We start from the raw sequence: 15,514 nt of genomic DNA, 5'->3' as shown, positions 1-15,514 counted from the left end.
TCTAACTGATCGGCATTAGAGCATCGGCTCTGGTTTTTTTGTTTTCGGAGAAGAGGATTAACCTTAATGGATGTGGTACGCGATCACAAAATCAATAAACAGCCTAACTTTCTCTGGCAGGTGGTCTTTATGATTATAAAGCATGTAAATATCACGAGGGTTAGCGCTCCAATCTTCTAAGACTTGTACAAAGCTGCCATCTTCTATGTATTCACGGATCATCACGTCAGGCATTAGAGTAATACCTAGGCCTTCAGCACAGGCTTGTTTTACTACATTGAGTGCGTTGGCGTTGAATCGACCCTGTTCGCTATTTACTACCGTCTCGTCATTCGAATTACTAAGCTGCCACTTAATCAATGGGTAGCCTTTGAGTAGCGAGTGGTTTGCTAACTCTTCAGCATGGCTTGGAGCAGGGTGCTTCGCTAAATAGTCAGGGCTTGCGATAAGAATATCTTTTACTTCACTGATTTTTCTTGCGATTAAGCTTGAATCACGCTGAGGACCAACTCTGAAAATTACGTCCCACTCGGTCGGATCAAGCTGATCGGTTTGGTTGTTCATCATCAACTCAATATTGATATCAGGGTACTGAGTCATAAAGTCACTGAACATCGGCATCATCATGCGCTGGGTCAGGTTTGAGGGTGCCGTAATACGAATCTTGCCGGAAGCACCTTTACACTCGTCAGTCAGCTCTTCTGCGGTGGAAGAGAGACGTTGCAATAACGGAGAGCATTCATTGAAGAAACGTTCGCCTGCCTCTGTTAAAGAGAGTTTACGCGCGTGTCTATTGAGAAGCCTTAGGTTTAGTGAGTCTTCTAAGGCTTGGATGCGTCGCGTAATGGTCGCAACCGGAATCAGAGTCTTGCGCGATGTTGCGGTGTAGCTCCCATTTTCAACGACGAGTCGAAAGAGGTTTAAATCATCTAATTTCATAAATTCAGACACATTTGTTTACAATCTCCATATAATTTATACGTAAAACTGAGATCAATGTTTGCGTTACGTCAACTCGTGACACTATTTGCCAGTATTCCCACCCTTGTCATGAATTACCAGCAAAGAGTGTGCATTTGTGTATTTAGCAATTTGTTACTAAGTTTTATATTAGTTCTTAGAACAGATAACAATAATAATTCGACTTAGTTTTGTGAGGTTAGAAATTATGTACAAAACTCACAGTCAGCCAGTTATGACCTCGGCTCAGGAAGTTATCAATCAAAAATGCGTTATGTTGGTTGATGATGATCCTATTTTTCGCCGGATAACCAGCGCGTATTTAGACAAGATTGGTTATAAAGTGGTTGAGGCTGAAAATGGGCTGGACGCTCTGCAAAAGCTTAGAGACTCAGCGCCAGATTTAATTGTGTGTGACTTATCAATGCCTATTCTGGATGGCATCGAGCTTGTAGAAGAGCTCAGCTTAGAGTATCCGTCACTGCCTATGATCGTTGTATCTGGTACTGATGATATGTCTGATGTGGCGAAAGCATTACGATTTGGTATCAAAGACTTTTTAGTCAAACCTCTGGAGGATCACGGTCATTTAGGCAGTGCGATTGCAAATACATTAACAGATTCGTTCGATAACATTTCAGACCAACGAGATTTTTCAAGCCAATGGTTTTGCGTTGATGACGGGGGAGAGATCCCTGAAGACCAAGAGTTGCATTGGCACCTAAATCACTTGCAAGATAACCCTAGTGCGGCAAGAGACTTATTGCATGCGCTGCTTCCTGACAAAGACACACGACAAGGCTCATGGCGTTGTAGTTACCGCCTACTGCAGTCAACAGAGATGATGCCGCTTGTGTTCGACTATGCGTGGATGATGAACGGGCAGTTTGCTTTCTACCTTGTCGATTCGTCGTCTTCTGATAACGGCGGTTCAGCGTCAACACTGCTGGTGAGAGCGTTATTCCACGATTACATCAGAAATAGAAAAGATTTTAACGTTGATCTCAAAGATATTGCGGAGATTTTGGAGAAGGGGATTCGTTGCTCTAAATGTTCAACCCCGGTTAGTGCTTTGTTTGGTGTTGCTGACCTTGCTGTGGGAACTATCTCTATTTTACCTGCGGGCTTAGACGGACAGTGGTCAAATGGAGAATTGAATCAACATATTGCGGCGGGCGAGCGCTTGGGTGAGAACTGTAAGAAGAATTTCATTACACGGGATCTTCCGATTGAACAAGGCTGCCAGTTGTCATTGAGCCTACTTGGAGCGGCCAGTTTTAGTTTAGACATACACCAAGGGTCCACCGATTAACCCTATATTTCCTCGGTTTTTGTGAATAATTGATTAAGGTATAGTTGCGCAAATGGTGTGGCTATGCCTTTTTTGTTAAATGTCGATTTAGCAAAGCGGGTTTGGTTCGCCAGATACTTACCTTTACTAACAAAAACAAGAAGCAATCATGGCAGATAACAAAGACTTTCAAGACCCGTTTAATGTATTCTACTTTTTAGGATTTTTAGCCGCATTTTTAGCGATTCCATTATTACCAGCAATACTTACGTTGATCCGTGTATTCAATGGTTACGCAACATTCTAGTTAAGTTACCGTCGCCGATTGGTGATAGCTAACTCAAGGAGGCCACAATTAGCGTTCGAGTTTTAAGCCTCAATATTGCTGGTGGCCTTTGCATGTTTCTCGCAGTTTTAGGGATAGCTTTACCCGTGCTGCCAACCACGCCTTTCCTCCTTCTTGCTAGTGCATGTTTCATGCGAAGCAACCCCAAAGTTCACAAATGGATGCATGAGCATAAAACGCTAGGTCCCTTGTTGAACAATTGGTATCAACACGGTGCCGTTACCAAGCAAGTCAAAACGCGTGGCGTGTTCTTTATCTTGTTAAGTTTTGCGTTATCGATCTACTTTGCCCCGATCATTTGGGTCAAGGCTTTCCTAATTTGTGTACTTGTTATTCTTCTCACATGGTTTATGCGACTTCCAACCCATGAGTTGGTTGCTGACAGCAAAGAAAATCACTACCATTAAGCCAGTGTGCCTGCTTGTATAGCGGGCGTTTATTATTTCAGCAATTTGAGTTATGACTCTCGTTGCAATGAATACCAATCGTACCTTTCCTTAATTTCGAACGTTGATGTTTAATTCGTTAACGAGAGTTTGGAAAGCGGCCTAATGAAGTGCATAAGATTATGAACACAGAAAAAATCTCTCTGATCAAAGCAAGCATCAAAAGCATTCCTGATTACCCTAAAGCGGGTATTTTGTTCCGTGACGTAACAAGCTTGATGGAAGATCCAGCAGCTTACAAAGCGACTATCGATCTGCTAGCGGAAACATACAAGGACATGGGCTTTACTAAGATCGTTGGTACTGAAGCTCGTGGTTTCCTATTTGGTGCGCCTTTGGCACTTGAGCTAGGTGTTGGTTTTATCCCTGTTCGTAAACCGGGCAAGCTGCCTCGTGAAACTGTGGCACAATCTTATGAGCTTGAGTACGGCACTGATACGCTAGAAATCCACACTGACGCTATCGTTGAAGGCGATAAAGTGTTGATGGTTGATGATTTGCTAGCAACGGGCGGTACGATTGAAGCGACAACAAAGTTGATTCGTCAGCTAGGTGGTGTGGTAGAACACGCTGCATTTGTTATTAACATTCCAGAAATCGGTGGTGACAAGCGCTTACAAGGCTTAGGTCTAGAAGTGTTTAGCATCTGCGAATTCGACGGTCACTAATCCTTTTCGGAATTATTCATGAGCTATCTTGCGTTAGCGCGAAAATGGCGACCAACCAAATTTAAAGAAGTGGTTGGTCAAGCCCATGTTTTAACAGCATTAGAGAATGCCCTTAGCCAGAATAGGTTGCACCATGCATACCTGTTCAGCGGTACACGAGGTGTTGGTAAAACAACCATCGGCCGTTTGTTTGCGAAGGGACTCAACTGTGAAACAGGCATTACCTCAACCCCTTGTGGTGAATGTGCAACCTGTAAAGAGATCGACGAAGGCCGTTTTGTTGACCTGCTCGAGATCGATGCGGCATCACGTACTAAGGTAGAAGATACCCGCGAGCTTCTGGACAATGTTCAGTACAAGCCTGCACGTGGTCGCTTCAAGGTTTACCTAATCGATGAAGTACACATGCTGTCTAGGCACAGTTTTAACGCGCTTCTAAAGACCTTAGAAGAGCCGCCTGAGTATGTGAAGTTCTTGCTTGCAACAACGGATCCACAGAAGCTTCCCGTGACTATCTTGTCGCGTTGTTTGCAGTTCCATCTTAAGCCTATCAGCGTCGATAATATCCACGAGCAGCTCGATCATATTCTTGAACAAGAAAATGTGACATCTGAACCTCGTGCGCTTGGGATGATTGCTCATGCTGCTGATGGCAGTATGCGTGATGCGCTAAGCCTGAGTGACCAAGCTATCGCATTAGGTAACGGTAATGTCGTAACAGACACTGTTGCTCATATGCTTGGAACGCTGGATACAGACCAAGCGATTCACCTACTTGAAGCGATTAGCAGTAAACAGCCTCAGCAGGCGATGGCTTGTATTCAAGCTCTTGCTGAAAATGGCGTTGAGTGGGATGGATTGCTGAGTCAACTTGCGACTCAACTGCATCGTTTGGCGATGTTCCAAGCTCTGCCGTCAACCTTAGATAAAGCACAGCCGGATGCTGAGAAGCTAGAACTGTTGAGTAAAGCGCTAAGTCCACAAGACATTCAACTCTACTACCAGATCGTGTTGAAGGGTCGTGAAGACTTACCATTATCGCCAACCGCTCGCGTTGGTATTGAGATGGTGGTTTTACGCATGTTGGCATTTAGACCGGCTGAACAAGCGGTTGCTACGGTAATCTCGACTCAGTCAACAAGTCCAGCGCCAGCAGCTCAAGCTCAGAGCGTTGCTCAGCCTGTTAGCCAATCTGCGCCAATGGCAGCTCCGAGACAGCCTCAGATGCAACAACAGGCGCCTCAACAGCAGCCTCAACAGCAGCAACCCGTACAACAGGCTCCGCAGCAGAATCAAGCACAGTATTCAGATTCGCAAGGTTACGCTGATCACTCAGGCAACCAAGGTTATCCAGAGCAGGATTACCCGCATAGCCAGTATGACGCGCCTCCTGCTTATGATGAGCGTCCAAGTTACGGTGCAGAGCAGCCTCAGCAGCAACAAACGAATTATCAAAACCAGAGTCCGGTTCAACAGCCAAGCGCTGCACCTTCTGCTCCGCGAGAGCAGCCAGCGCGTGCAACTTCGCCTGTCAGTGGTTTACGCCACCAATTACGTTCTCAACGTAGAGGCAGTTCGGCAACAGAAAACAAAGGCTCGGCGCCAAAAAAGGCTAAAGCGACACCAGCTAAAACTTCAGTTCTTGATCGAGTTGCTCAGCAACACGGTGGTTCTGAGCGGGTGTCGCCAGCTTCTTTATCTGCCTCTTCGACAGAAAATGTGACCAACGATAATGAACCTTATCGCTGGAAACCGTCTAAACCTGTAGTGAAAGAGGTGAGCAAAGAGCTTACACCTACTCAGATCAAGCGTGCGTTAGAGCATATTAAGACACCAGAAATGGTCGATAAATTGCTTCAAGAGTCGATTGCTCAAGATGAATGGTCCGCTACGATTCAAAAGCTAGAGACAGCCAAGCTTGTTGAACAGTTAGCATTGAACTCAGTGTTTGCTAAAAACGACACATCAATCACTTTAACGTTAAGGGCGAGTCAAGCTCACTTGAATACGGACCGTGCACAGAGTGAGCTATTGCAGTCTCTCAATACAGTGCTCGGAGAAGAGTGTCATTTGAGTGTTGAAATCGGTGATGGTGGAGAAACACCACTAGAATTACGAGAAAGGTTGTACCAAGGCAAGTTGAAAGACGCGTTTACCAGTTTGGAAAACGATGCCAACGTACAGTTTATCGAAAGACGTTTTGCTGCAGAACTCGACAGAGACAGCGTTCGTCCTATCTAGAACATTTTCTCGTTTAGTGACTTGCATATCATCCCAGATAAGCAAATCTGAGAACTGAACATCGAGGGGTTGAATCGCACTGGCTTAACCCCCATTTAAGCACGTATAGCTTAATTAATTTTAATAAACCAATTAGACCAGAGAGTATTAACATGTTTGGTAAAGGCGGTATGGGCAACATGATGAAGCAAGCCCAGCAAATGCAAGAGCGCATGCAAAAGCTTCAAGAAGAAATCGCAAATATGGAAGTTACAGGTGAGTCAGGTGCTGGCCTTGTAAAAGTAACGATCACTGGTAGCCACAGCGTTCGCCGTGTTGATATCGATGAAAGCCTAATGGAAGACGATAAAGAGATGCTTGAAGATCTTATCGCTGCTGCTTTCAACGATGCGGCTCGTCGCGTTGAAGAAACTCAAAAAGAGAAAATGGCTAGCGTAACTGGCGGAATGCAACTTCCACCAGGTATGAAGATGCCTTTCTAAGAAGCTATTTCTAAAGGTTTATTCAAGCTGCGGTTTATCTTGAGTAAATCGTTACTTGAAAATTAGAACGGTTAACTATGCGTACCAGTCATATGCTGGAGCATTTGATGGAGGCCTTACGTTGTCTACCTGGGGTTGGCCCCAAGTCGGCGCAGCGTATGGCCTTTCATTTGTTACAGCGCGATAGAAAAGGCGGCCTACAGTTGGCTGAAGCTCTTAGCCAAGCAATGACCGAAATTGGTCACTGTAATGAGTGCCGTACTTTTACTGAAGAAGAGACCTGCCACATTTGTACCAATCCTAAACGTCAGGAAAATGGTCAAATTTGTGTAGTAGAGAGCCCAGCAGACATTGCAGCCATTGAAGCAACGGGTCAATATTCCGGTCGTTATTTTGTGCTTATGGGGCATCTTTCACCACTTGATGGTATTGGTCCAAGTGACATCGGTCTCGATGTCTTGGATTACCGCTTACGTCGTGGTGATATCACTGAAGTTATTTTAGCGACTAACCCGACAGTAGAAGGGGAGGCGACAGCACATTACATTGCTGAGCTATGTAATGCCCATGAAGTGAACGCTAGTCGTATCGCCCATGGTGTTCCTGTTGGTGGTGAGCTCGAGCTGGTGGATGGCACCACGCTTTCGCACTCGTTACTCGGTCGTCATAAAATCTAAAAAAGCCGCTTGGTGGACCATCACCAAGCGGCTTTTTCTTTTATGGTTCTCAGGTTTCGATTCCAAAACACTTCTCTGAGCTTAATCTGAACCTCTCACCGCTTTGTATATCATCGCACCAATCACGGCACCAATAATCGGTGCAACCCAGAATAACCATAATTGCGAAACGGCCCAATCTCCGACAAATACAGCTACGCCGGTACTTCGAGCGGGGTTAACAGAGGTGTTCGTTACAGGGATACTGATAAGGTGGATTAAGGTTAAACAGAGACCAATTGCGATAGGAGCAAATCCAGCAGGTGCTTTCGAATCTGTCGCGCCCATGATCACGAATAGGAACACCATGGTCATGACCACTTCACAAACGAGTGCAGCGGTAAGTGAGTAACCGCCCGGTGAGTGTTCACCATAACCATTGGAAGCAAAGCCAGAGGCAGCTGCATCAAAGCCAGCTTGGCCTGAAGCAATCACAAATAACACGCCACCTGCGATAATACCGCCAATCACTTGGGCAATAATATAAGGTGCGACATCTTTGGCATCAAAGCGACCACCGCTCCACAGTCCAATAGTAACAGCAGGGTTGAGATGACAGCCGGATATATGGCCAATAGCAAAAGCCATGGTGAGAACGGTTAAACCAAAAGCGAGGGAAACTCCGAGTAGACCAATTCCCACATCAGGGAAAGCCGCGGCTAAGACGGCACTACCACAACCGCCTAACACCAACCAAAACGTACCAAACATTTCTGCAATATACCTATTCATAACGATCCTTATTAATCTGTACCAGTATCAACAAGATAGTTTAGATTTATCAAAGTTGTGAAATATTAGGCATATGGGGGAAAGAAAGGGAGTGTTTGTGTAGCAAATCGCCCGACAGAGATTTCAGTGATTTTTAAACGAAATGCCATATCTGTTTAACGACAAGCTCCAGAAACTGACTAAAGTGCGATCTATTGTGTTGTTCAATAAATAAAACTGGTTGAAGATATTATTAATTCTTATTGGAGCCTGCGATTCATGAAAAAGTTAGCGATTTTAGTAGTAACGACATTATTACTCACTGCATGCGGAGGTGGTGACGGCGGTGGCGGTAGCGCTGCCACTAGTGGCGGTTCTAGCGCTCAGAAGCTGAATACGGACATAGGCGTAAGCGATGCCGATATGCAAACATTGAAAGGCTACAAATTCCTATCCGTTGATGGTAAAGGGTTTGAGTCTCCAAGCAATTTTAAAACGAAGTAGTAGGAGTCAAGTTTTGAAGAAATTATCTATCGGTATTATCCTTGCCACTCTTGGTACTTCTGTTTATGCGTCGCCAAATCTAGAAGGTTATTTTCAAGCTCGTGAACTGGTAAATTATGCGGCAGGGAGTTTACAAAAAGCAAAAGTAGACTTCATCGCCCTCGATTATGCAGTCGCTAAATTGCCCGCTGCTTCACAAGCACAACTGGTGCCTTTTAATACGGTATTAGGCGAGTTTTCGACGAACAGTTCAGTAAACAGTAGTGATGCAAAGGCATTGCTCAGCCGAGTTAACTCTAAAGCCTTATCTGGTCAATATGTTTGCCGCATCAATAGCAATGGTACTGTTCTGGCATATAGTGCGGAGAACGGAGAACAGTGTGCAGCGGACAAGTATGAGGAAGCCTCATTAGCTCTGGCGAAGAAAGGAAATGAACTGCGATTTTTCCGTTCATTTAGTCAAGGCTATTTTCAAACCCTTACTTATAAAGTTGATGCAACCGCTGATAATGAAACAGTTCGTTTAGGTTACTTCAATAAACATAATGGGAAATGGATTGGTGAAGCAGTTAAGGTCGTAAAAGGTAAGGCATCAATCAATAATACAGATGTAGAGACCTACGACGTCATCGCCTATCGAGATTATAATGTATCTGCATCGAAAGGTATTTCTCCTAACACTGCGATTAGCTTTACAGAACAACCGTTTTTTATTACCGATGATGTGACAGACGTCGACCCTTCTGGAAAGTCTGTTCATATAACGAAGACTAAATTTTCAAGCCTTCACCAGTTTAACGGCCCTTACCGTGGAAGACATATTGATTCGAAAGGTTGGTTTAACTGGTTTAACCAAGATTACGTGGGTCAATACGAAATTGGAGGTAAAAAAGTTTACGCCGTTTCGGACACACAAAATTTAGTCGTCAAAAAAGACTTTAGTGGTGCGGTAGATAGTTGGACTCGCGTTGATGTCGACAAAGCAGACCAAGGAAGTGGGTCTGGTGACTGGACTATGTATATGTTCAATAATACAAACAACTTGATAGGCGAAAGCCCGACTTATTGTCAAATTAAAGCGATAGCTGAAGGTAAGCCTGTAGTTCAACTTTTATCATCAACAGGCGTTATGACGCACCCACCAATTACAAACTGTGACCAAGTTGATCCTGGCCATACAAAGAAAGTGATTGCATCATTTAAAGACGGGAATAACAAAACAGTTTCTGTTACTTCTCCTAAGCTAAAAGCAAGCGCTCAACATATTATGGCGCTTGGGCCTATTGTTGATCAAGGACATAAGGCTAAATTCACAGTGCAAGATGCTAGAGATTTATTGTCATCGACTCGCTATAAAGCGGCCTTAGCGCAGATGACACCACAATTTTCATCTTCAAAACCGCATGATATTTTAAAGTAGAATTTGCCTTTGATTAATTGGAAGCACCTTTTATAAGGTGCTTTTTTTTGTACATATTAAATAACTTCACTTGGCTAATTTCATTTTTAGGATAGAATCGCCCACCTTCTTTCCTTTGATTCTATTTAAGGTCCAATTATGGAATGCCGTCTTCATTGTGGTGCTTGCTGTACAGCGCCTAGTATTACATCTTCATTCCCCCTTCATCCTCATGGAAAGAAGTCTGGTGAGCGTTGCAAGCAGCTTACTGTTGATAACCTATGTAAACTATTTGGTAAAAAAGAGAGGCCTCAGGTCTGCTTTGACTTTAAAGCAGAAAGCTGGGTATGTGGGGCTACGACAAGTGAAGCTATTCAAATACTCACGGATTTAGAAAGTTCTACCGCATAGCGAAAGAGCGTTAGCTGATTTTATTCTTGAACTTATATTCGGCTAGCGGTATAACACGCACCCCAGTAAAAGAGTAATAAGTAATCCTATGACGATTCCATTTTGGCAAGAAAAGACACTAGAGCAAATGACCGAGAACGAGTGGGAATCACTATGTGACGGTTGTGGTAAGTGTTGCCTACATAAATTAATGGATGAAGATAGCGATGAAGTTTACTACACAAACGTGGCGTGCAGCTGGTTAAACGACAAAACATGTTCGTGTAAAGATTACCCGAACCGCTTCACTTCAGGTGAAGAGTGTTTGAAGCTGACTCGTGACAAGATTCATGAATTCCATTGGCTACCAGGCACTTGTGCTTACCGACTGTTATCAGAATCCAAGCCGATTCCTGAGTGGCACCCATTGATTACAGGGTCTAAATCAGAAATGCACGCTGCTGGTGAAAGCGTTCGTAACAAAGTGGTCTACGAAATTGATGTTGTCGATTGGGAAGACCACATTTTGAACCACCCGAATCGCTAGTTAACGATGACTAGTCAGTCACCCTAATAAAAAAAGGCTCACATTTCTGTGAGCCTTTGTCGTATTTAGGAGGGTCCAAATCAATGGACTGTGTCATGGCTAATGTCAAGCAAGCGGTAAGTCTGCAACCACCTGGTTGAACATGATACGAGCATTCTGAGCTTGCTCAGATAACTCGATTTTTTTCGCTTGTGTGGCACTAAGATTACTCTCGGCCTGCTCAAGTGCTTGTTGTAGGTTCTCTGGTAACTCGTGAGTTTCCATTTGTGAACCTTGTTCTAACACATAAGCGCGAATTTCTTTTTTCACTGCGGCAAGTTCTGTGTAGGCAACTCGCTCAAGTTCTGCGGCCTCTTGTGCAGCATCTTTTTCTTTCTCAAATTGAGCTAGCGCCATACCTTCTGCAGACCAAGGGTCCATATCTGGTAGTTCTTCGATGTTTATCGTTGGCTCGATGTACGTGTCTTGATGGCGTAGGTCGAGGCTCGTTGCACGAACGGCTGAAATCATCAGCATCACAGAGATCACAAGTAGCGGTAAACCACCAACTATCGCTGCCGTTTGTAGCGTACTTAGACCACCCAAGAACATCAGAATCGTTGGCAAGAATGATAGGGTAAATGCCCAGAACATACGGTTCCAACGCATTGGCTCTTCGGTCACGTTGTTTTGCACAACAGACGCTAGGATGTATGAGATAGAGTCAAACGTCGTTGCGGTAAAAATGATACAAAGCAAAGTGAATACTGCGATTACTAGAGTACTCATTGGCAACTGCGCTAGCATCGAGAAGATTGCTTTGGTTGCGCCTTCTGCATTCAAAATCGCTACTACATCCAGTTCACCAGAAAGTTGCAGTGATAGGCCATAGTTACCTAGGATCATGAAGAACAAGAAACAACCTAGAGAGCCAAAGAAAATTGAACCTGACACCATTTGTTTGATGGTTCTTCCGCGAGAGATACGCGCAACAAATAGGCCCATGCTTGGTGCAAATACTAACCACCACGCCCAGTAGAAAATGGTCCAGTCTTGTGGGAAGTGAGTGTTTTCGAAAGTACCGTAACCACCGAATGGTTCAGCCCACGTTGCCATAACGAAGAAGTTAGACAGTAGACGACCAATCGAGTCTAAGCCTGTTTCTAGCATGAAGATTGTCGGGCCCGCAATCAGAACGAAAGTCAGTAGCCCCATGGCACCCCAGAAATTGATGTTACTCAGGATCTTGATGCCTTTTTCTAAACCAGCATAAGAAGAGTAAGCAAAAATTGCCGTACAAACTAAAAGTACCATTGCTTGCGTAAGGTTATTTTTAGGTAGGCCAAATAGGTGATTTAGGCCTTCAGTGATGAGAGGGGCTGCTAAACCTAGTGTTGTCGCAGCGCCACCCAGTAGACCGAAAATGAATAGGATATCGACGATTTTTCCGGGTACGCCTTTACTGCGGTGTTCACCAAGAACAGGCATTAACGCACTAGAGATCTTTAGAACAGGCTGTTTACGCACATAAAAGAAGTAAGCGATTGGAATAGCAGGGATCAGGTAGATAGACCATGCGATTGGTCCCCAGTGAAACAAACCGTAAGTTGCCGCCCAACGAACCGCTTCTTCACTGCCGGGTTCTAGTTGGAAAGGAGGTGATTGGTAGTAGTAAGCCCACTCAATACAGCCCCAGTACAAGATACTTGCGCCGATACCACCACAGAAAAGCATTGCTGCCCATGATGCAGTTTTGAACTCAGGTTCTTCGTCTGCTTCACCCAGTTTAATTTGTCCCATGTCGCTGAATACAACGTAAACCATGAAGGCACAGGCAGCTAGGCCTAGAGTAAGATATAGAAATCCAAGTTGATCCGTCATGAACGTTTTCGCAACCGCAATCCAGTCTGCACCTTGAGCCGGGAACAAAATGAGCGGGAAAACTATCGTGAGTAGGAGTGCTATAGCACCAAAGAAGGTAGGCTTGTCAATAAGCTCAAAAGTGTTTTTCACGAGTGTTATTCCATTAAAATGAGAGCGGAATTATGGAATGAACTCGTTTTTTAGACCAAATCAGGTCTGTTGTCGTGACGACAAATGGCTTCTATTTAATTAAAGGTAGGTAATGAAAGCTTAGAGAAGCAGATCCGTAAAGCCAGACTAAAGTGATAAATTAGACCAAGGCTATAAATTAGACTAAAGCGGTAAATTAAACCAAAGCGATAAGGATGCCACCTACGGTAAGTGCCGCGGACAAGAATTGCCCCGCTGAATATGAGCCATCGCTCTCTTCTTCCACCTTGTCTGGGTGGTCCATACCTAATGCGCCGTGAGCGAACGACTCAACTTTATCGGTAACGGTTGCATTTTCCGCCTCGACTTTCTTCGCTTCGTTGTCGATTTGTTTAAGAGCCGATAATAGCGCTTTTCCTTCATCAGAAAGCTTAACGGTATTTTGTTCCACCTTAAGTGGAGCAGGCTTTTCAGCCTCGGTGCTTTTATTCTGTGCGTTCATTTTCGCAGGTGAATACAGCTGAGTATTACTCGTTCCTACTGGTGTCATATCGCTCTCCTTACCTATCCTTAAATATAGTATCGGCAGAGGTGTGAAAAACTTGTGCATTTAATCATCGCAGTGATGTTTTTTTATTCGCACATTGTTTTTTCGTCTGCTTAGTCAAACCGTCTAGTTATTAAGCAAATCTTGTGCCGATAAGGGATTTGAGTGTTAGATAGAGTTAGAGTGGATGATAGGAGCCAATGAAGCTCTGTCGATGGGCTAGTTATCTAGAATTAGCCCATCGTTTCGTTCTCTTATAAGAGGATAAGAATGGTTTAGTCGCACTCTAGGCTAGCGCCGCGCTTAGAGAGGTGTTTGTATGCCTTCATTCTGTTCTCTTTTTTAACAAAGCGAGCGGGTGGAGAAAGCACTTTTAGCTGGTAGTCACTGCTATCTGAAGAGATTTCCTTAACTGGGCTGATAATCGCAATTTTCAGGTCGGGATTACGACGTAGAATCGATGCAGCTGTACCTAAGCCACCTTCGATGTGGAACTTGCCAGCAACATGAATTACTTGCTGATCTGGGTTTGATGCGAGGTAGTCAACAATTGACTCGGCCATGGTTTCGTCCCATGTTATTTGAGCGGCAAACTGTTTTTCCGTTTGTTCTGGCGTACCATGATGCATCGAAGCCATAAACTTTTCTTTGTAAGGGCTATCGCCAATATTCACTTCTGACGCAACCCATTGACGTTGTTCCGTTGTTAGCTGATCTAGATAAGGTAATCCCTTACGGCCAATGCATTGTACGAAGGGTTTTGGTGCGTTTGCCGCAATGACATCGACGTCATTGGTTTTAGCGAACTCAACTAAAGCGCGATAATCACTTTCGTAGTTTGGCCAAGCACCCGCTTGAGACATAAGAGTTTGTTCGCCAATTTCATCATTGAGATATTGGTTTAATGTGTCTTGATGTTCTCGAGTGAATTGTTCCATTGAAAGCGCGATGTTTGACGTGGCGTTGCGACGTGCTTTTAAGAAATCGGTTTGAAAGCGATGGATTGCCGAGTGAGTGTGCCATTCGCCAATAAGAACCACATCAGCGTCAATCAGCTGTTTAGGTAATGCATCGAGAGAAAGCGTTTCGCCTTGTCGAGAAGCAAGCTGGTAGTCATAGAATGTGGAAACGGTTTCCGTTTGCGTGTTAGCCACTTGTTGAGAAGTGCTATTTGAAGGTTGATTAGCACAAGCAGTGAGCAGGGTAGCTAATCCGATAAGAATAATACGTTGCATGAAATGCCTCCTTGAAGAACACGCATACTAAAGGAGGCAAGATGAGATTTCAATGTAAACGATAATCAATATCAATTAAAGCTGCTTGCGGTACACTCGCAGCATAAAGTCCGCTTCACAGTTGAATTGCTCAGCATCGGTGAGTTGTTGTTTAAACTCTTCACTCGCCTTCCAAGCAAACGGCGTCATCTGTAGCAGGTCGAATGCGTCTGACCCCGATAGTTCCATCATATAGTTTAGTTGCTCTTGGTGCTCAAGAGTAAAACCTTCAATAATTTCTGGATCTTCGTCGTGCAAGCGAACACCATCATAAATTGCATCACGCAGCTGATACAGGTGTCGGCTAGCAGGTGTCACTGTGATCACGACGCCATTGCCTTTGATGGTGCGTTGCAATTCTTCAGCTTTACATGGCGCGTAAATGCGTAGAATACCGTCTAAGCTGTTTTCAGCAAAGGGGAGGCGATGGCTTGATGCAACTGAGAAGTCGACAGCAGGGTAGCGTTTCGCGGCGTATTTGATAGCAATCTTAGAAATGTCTAGACCAAAAGTCGCACCATTCTTTTCTTGAAGGTTTAATGCAATTTCGTTGGTGTAATACCCTTCGCCACAACCAATATCTAATAAGCTAGGTGCCTCTTCTGGCAGATAGCGAGAGCACAGTCCAACAACAGCTTGGCGCATTGGATCGTAATGGTTGCCTTCAAGGAAGCGGCGGCGAGCCTGCATCATCTCTTTGTTGTCACCTGGATCTTTTGAGCGTTTGTGGTGTGCTGGCATCAAATTAACATAGCCTTCTTTCGCTAGGTCGAACTGATGGTTCTTTTCACACTTAAACGTACGATTGTTTTGAGATAAAGGTTGGTGACACAAAGGGCATTGGTAAGTCATTGCGAACTCGAGGTAGAAATTTCAAGTCCAAAATTTTAACAGGAAGCATTGTGGGGCGCTAGAATAAACGCAGCTGTCTTGGTTTACGGCAATTAGTGAAGATACAGAGGCAATCAGTGAAGAGATAGAGCCAACGTATGGTTGGCTC

General features: G+C 44.4%; 17 protein-coding genes. 11 read left to right on the top strand and 6 right to left on the bottom strand.

Annotation, left to right across the window (positions count from 1 at the left end):
* Positions 1 to 63: 63 nt before the first annotated feature.
* Complete coding sequence (locus tag AB4407_RS00430) at positions 64 to 939, bottom strand: LysR family transcriptional regulator (RefSeq protein WP_372117510.1); 876 nt, start codon at positions 937 to 939, stop codon at positions 64 to 66.
* A 229-nt stretch (positions 940 to 1,168) separates the two neighbouring features.
* Here AB4407_RS00430 and AB4407_RS00425 point away from each other — a divergent pair, with 229 nt between their 5' ends.
* The 7 genes from AB4407_RS00425 to recR all read left to right on the top strand — a co-directional run bounded on the left by AB4407_RS00425 (position 1,169) and on the right by recR (position 7,111).
* A complete protein-coding gene (locus tag AB4407_RS00425; protein ID WP_372117508.1) occupies positions 1,169 to 2,272 on the top strand; it encodes a response regulator in 1,104 nt (367 codons plus the stop codon).
* A gap of 148 nt (positions 2,273 to 2,420) precedes the next feature.
* On the top strand, positions 2,421 to 2,558 hold the full coding sequence (locus tag AB4407_RS00420) for a hypothetical protein (RefSeq protein WP_372117505.1): 138 nt from the start codon (positions 2,421 to 2,423) through the stop codon (positions 2,556 to 2,558).
* A 74-nt stretch (positions 2,559 to 2,632) separates the two neighbouring features.
* Positions 2,633 to 3,004, top strand: a complete 372-nt coding sequence (locus AB4407_RS00415; RefSeq protein WP_372117519.1) for a YbaN family protein — start codon at positions 2,633 to 2,635, stop codon at positions 3,002 to 3,004.
* Between the two features lie 161 nt (positions 3,005 to 3,165).
* Positions 3,166 to 3,711, top strand: coding sequence for an adenine phosphoribosyltransferase (apt, locus tag AB4407_RS00410; protein ID WP_372117503.1), 546 nt, complete (start codon positions 3,166 to 3,168; stop codon positions 3,709 to 3,711).
* An 18-nt stretch (positions 3,712 to 3,729) separates the two neighbouring features.
* Positions 3,730 to 5,952: a DNA polymerase III subunit gamma/tau gene (gene dnaX, locus AB4407_RS00405; protein ID WP_372117500.1), complete on the top strand. Its 2,223-nt coding sequence runs from the start codon at positions 3,730 to 3,732 to the stop codon at positions 5,950 to 5,952.
* Positions 5,953 to 6,104: 152 nt separating this feature from the next.
* Positions 6,105 to 6,434 (top strand): YbaB/EbfC family nucleoid-associated protein, encoded by a 330-nt coding sequence (locus AB4407_RS00400; RefSeq protein ID WP_017062338.1) that lies wholly within the window; start codon positions 6,105 to 6,107, stop codon positions 6,432 to 6,434.
* A 77-nt stretch (positions 6,435 to 6,511) separates the two neighbouring features.
* Positions 6,512 to 7,111: a recombination mediator RecR gene (gene recR / locus AB4407_RS00395; protein ID WP_372117496.1), complete on the top strand. Its 600-nt coding sequence runs from the start codon at positions 6,512 to 6,514 to the stop codon at positions 7,109 to 7,111.
* A gap of 81 nt (positions 7,112 to 7,192) precedes the next feature.
* Here recR and aqpZ read toward each other — a convergent pair whose 3' ends face one another.
* Complete coding sequence (aqpZ, locus tag AB4407_RS00390; protein WP_048610468.1) at positions 7,193 to 7,882, bottom strand: aquaporin Z; 690 nt, start codon at positions 7,880 to 7,882, stop codon at positions 7,193 to 7,195.
* Between the two features lie 258 nt (positions 7,883 to 8,140).
* Here aqpZ and AB4407_RS00385 point away from each other — a divergent pair, with 258 nt between their 5' ends.
* The 4 genes from AB4407_RS00385 (at position 8,141) to AB4407_RS00370 (ending at position 10,701) form a co-directional block, all read left to right on the top strand.
* Positions 8,141 to 8,365 (top strand): hypothetical protein, encoded by a 225-nt coding sequence (locus AB4407_RS00385; protein ID WP_372117493.1) that lies wholly within the window; start codon positions 8,141 to 8,143, stop codon positions 8,363 to 8,365.
* Between the two features lie 13 nt (positions 8,366 to 8,378).
* Positions 8,379 to 9,785: a porin gene (locus tag AB4407_RS00380; RefSeq protein ID WP_372117491.1), complete on the top strand. Its 1,407-nt coding sequence runs from the start codon at positions 8,379 to 8,381 to the stop codon at positions 9,783 to 9,785.
* Between the two features lie 138 nt (positions 9,786 to 9,923).
* The gene (locus tag AB4407_RS00375) at positions 9,924 to 10,175 is read left to right on the top strand and encodes a hypothetical protein (protein ID WP_009848668.1); all 252 of its coding nucleotides are present in this window, start codon (positions 9,924 to 9,926) and stop codon (positions 10,173 to 10,175) included.
* Between the two features lie 88 nt (positions 10,176 to 10,263).
* On the top strand, positions 10,264 to 10,701 hold the full coding sequence (locus tag AB4407_RS00370) for a YcgN family cysteine cluster protein (RefSeq protein WP_372117489.1): 438 nt from the start codon (positions 10,264 to 10,266) through the stop codon (positions 10,699 to 10,701).
* Between the two features lie 105 nt (positions 10,702 to 10,806).
* Here AB4407_RS00370 and AB4407_RS00365 read toward each other — a convergent pair whose 3' ends face one another.
* From AB4407_RS00365 to rlmA, 4 genes are all read right to left on the bottom strand, one after another.
* Positions 10,807 to 12,693: a BCCT family transporter gene (locus AB4407_RS00365; RefSeq protein WP_372117486.1), complete on the bottom strand. Its 1,887-nt coding sequence runs from the start codon at positions 12,691 to 12,693 to the stop codon at positions 10,807 to 10,809.
* Between the two features lie 196 nt (positions 12,694 to 12,889).
* A complete protein-coding gene (locus AB4407_RS00360) occupies positions 12,890 to 13,243 on the bottom strand; it encodes a hypothetical protein (RefSeq protein WP_372117484.1) in 354 nt (117 codons plus the stop codon).
* Positions 13,244 to 13,515: 272 nt separating this feature from the next.
* Complete coding sequence (locus AB4407_RS00355) at positions 13,516 to 14,475, bottom strand: ChaN family lipoprotein (RefSeq protein ID WP_372117482.1); 960 nt, start codon at positions 14,473 to 14,475, stop codon at positions 13,516 to 13,518.
* A 75-nt stretch (positions 14,476 to 14,550) separates the two neighbouring features.
* Positions 14,551 to 15,366 (bottom strand): 23S rRNA (guanine(745)-N(1))-methyltransferase, encoded by an 816-nt coding sequence (rlmA, locus tag AB4407_RS00350; RefSeq protein WP_372117480.1) that lies wholly within the window; start codon positions 15,364 to 15,366, stop codon positions 14,551 to 14,553.
* Positions 15,367 to 15,514 lie beyond the last annotated feature (148 nt).

Origin of the sequence: Vibrio sp. 10N.261.46.E11 (assembly GCF_041472735.1) — a bacterium.
GTDB lineage: Bacteria > Pseudomonadota > Gammaproteobacteria > Enterobacterales > Vibrionaceae > Vibrio.
This window is presented reverse-complemented; position numbering and strand designations above follow the sequence as displayed.

Excerpts from the sequence above, each read along its gene's own strand:
- AB4407_RS00360 (WP_372117484.1), bottom strand. The coding sequence starts at position 13,243 with ATGACACCAGTAGGAACGAGTAATACTCAGCTGTATTCACCTGCGAAA.
- AB4407_RS00420 (WP_372117505.1), top strand. The coding sequence starts at position 2,421 with ATGGCAGATAACAAAGACTTTCAAGACCCGTTTAATGTATTCTACTTT.
- AB4407_RS00400 (WP_017062338.1), top strand. The coding sequence starts at position 6,105 with ATGTTTGGTAAAGGCGGTATGGGCAACATGATGAAGCAAGCCCAGCAA.
- AB4407_RS00430 (WP_372117510.1), bottom strand. The coding sequence starts at position 939 with ATGAAATTAGATGATTTAAACCTCTTTCGACTCGTCGTTGAAAATGGG.
- apt (WP_372117503.1), top strand. The coding sequence starts at position 3,166 with ATGAACACAGAAAAAATCTCTCTGATCAAAGCAAGCATCAAAAGCATT.
- recR (WP_372117496.1), top strand. The coding sequence starts at position 6,512 with ATGCGTACCAGTCATATGCTGGAGCATTTGATGGAGGCCTTACGTTGT.
- AB4407_RS00375 (WP_009848668.1), top strand. The coding sequence starts at position 9,924 with ATGGAATGCCGTCTTCATTGTGGTGCTTGCTGTACAGCGCCTAGTATT.
- AB4407_RS00370 (WP_372117489.1), top strand. The coding sequence starts at position 10,264 with ATGACGATTCCATTTTGGCAAGAAAAGACACTAGAGCAAATGACCGAG.
- dnaX (WP_372117500.1), top strand. The coding sequence starts at position 3,730 with ATGAGCTATCTTGCGTTAGCGCGAAAATGGCGACCAACCAAATTTAAA.
- AB4407_RS00355 (WP_372117482.1), bottom strand. The coding sequence starts at position 14,475 with ATGCAACGTATTATTCTTATCGGATTAGCTACCCTGCTCACTGCTTGT.
- aqpZ (WP_048610468.1), bottom strand. The coding sequence starts at position 7,882 with ATGAATAGGTATATTGCAGAAATGTTTGGTACGTTTTGGTTGGTGTTA.
- AB4407_RS00425 (WP_372117508.1), top strand. The coding sequence starts at position 1,169 with ATGTACAAAACTCACAGTCAGCCAGTTATGACCTCGGCTCAGGAAGTT.
- AB4407_RS00385 (WP_372117493.1), top strand. The coding sequence starts at position 8,141 with ATGAAAAAGTTAGCGATTTTAGTAGTAACGACATTATTACTCACTGCA.
- rlmA (WP_372117480.1), bottom strand. The coding sequence starts at position 15,366 with ATGACTTACCAATGCCCTTTGTGTCACCAACCTTTATCTCAAAACAAT.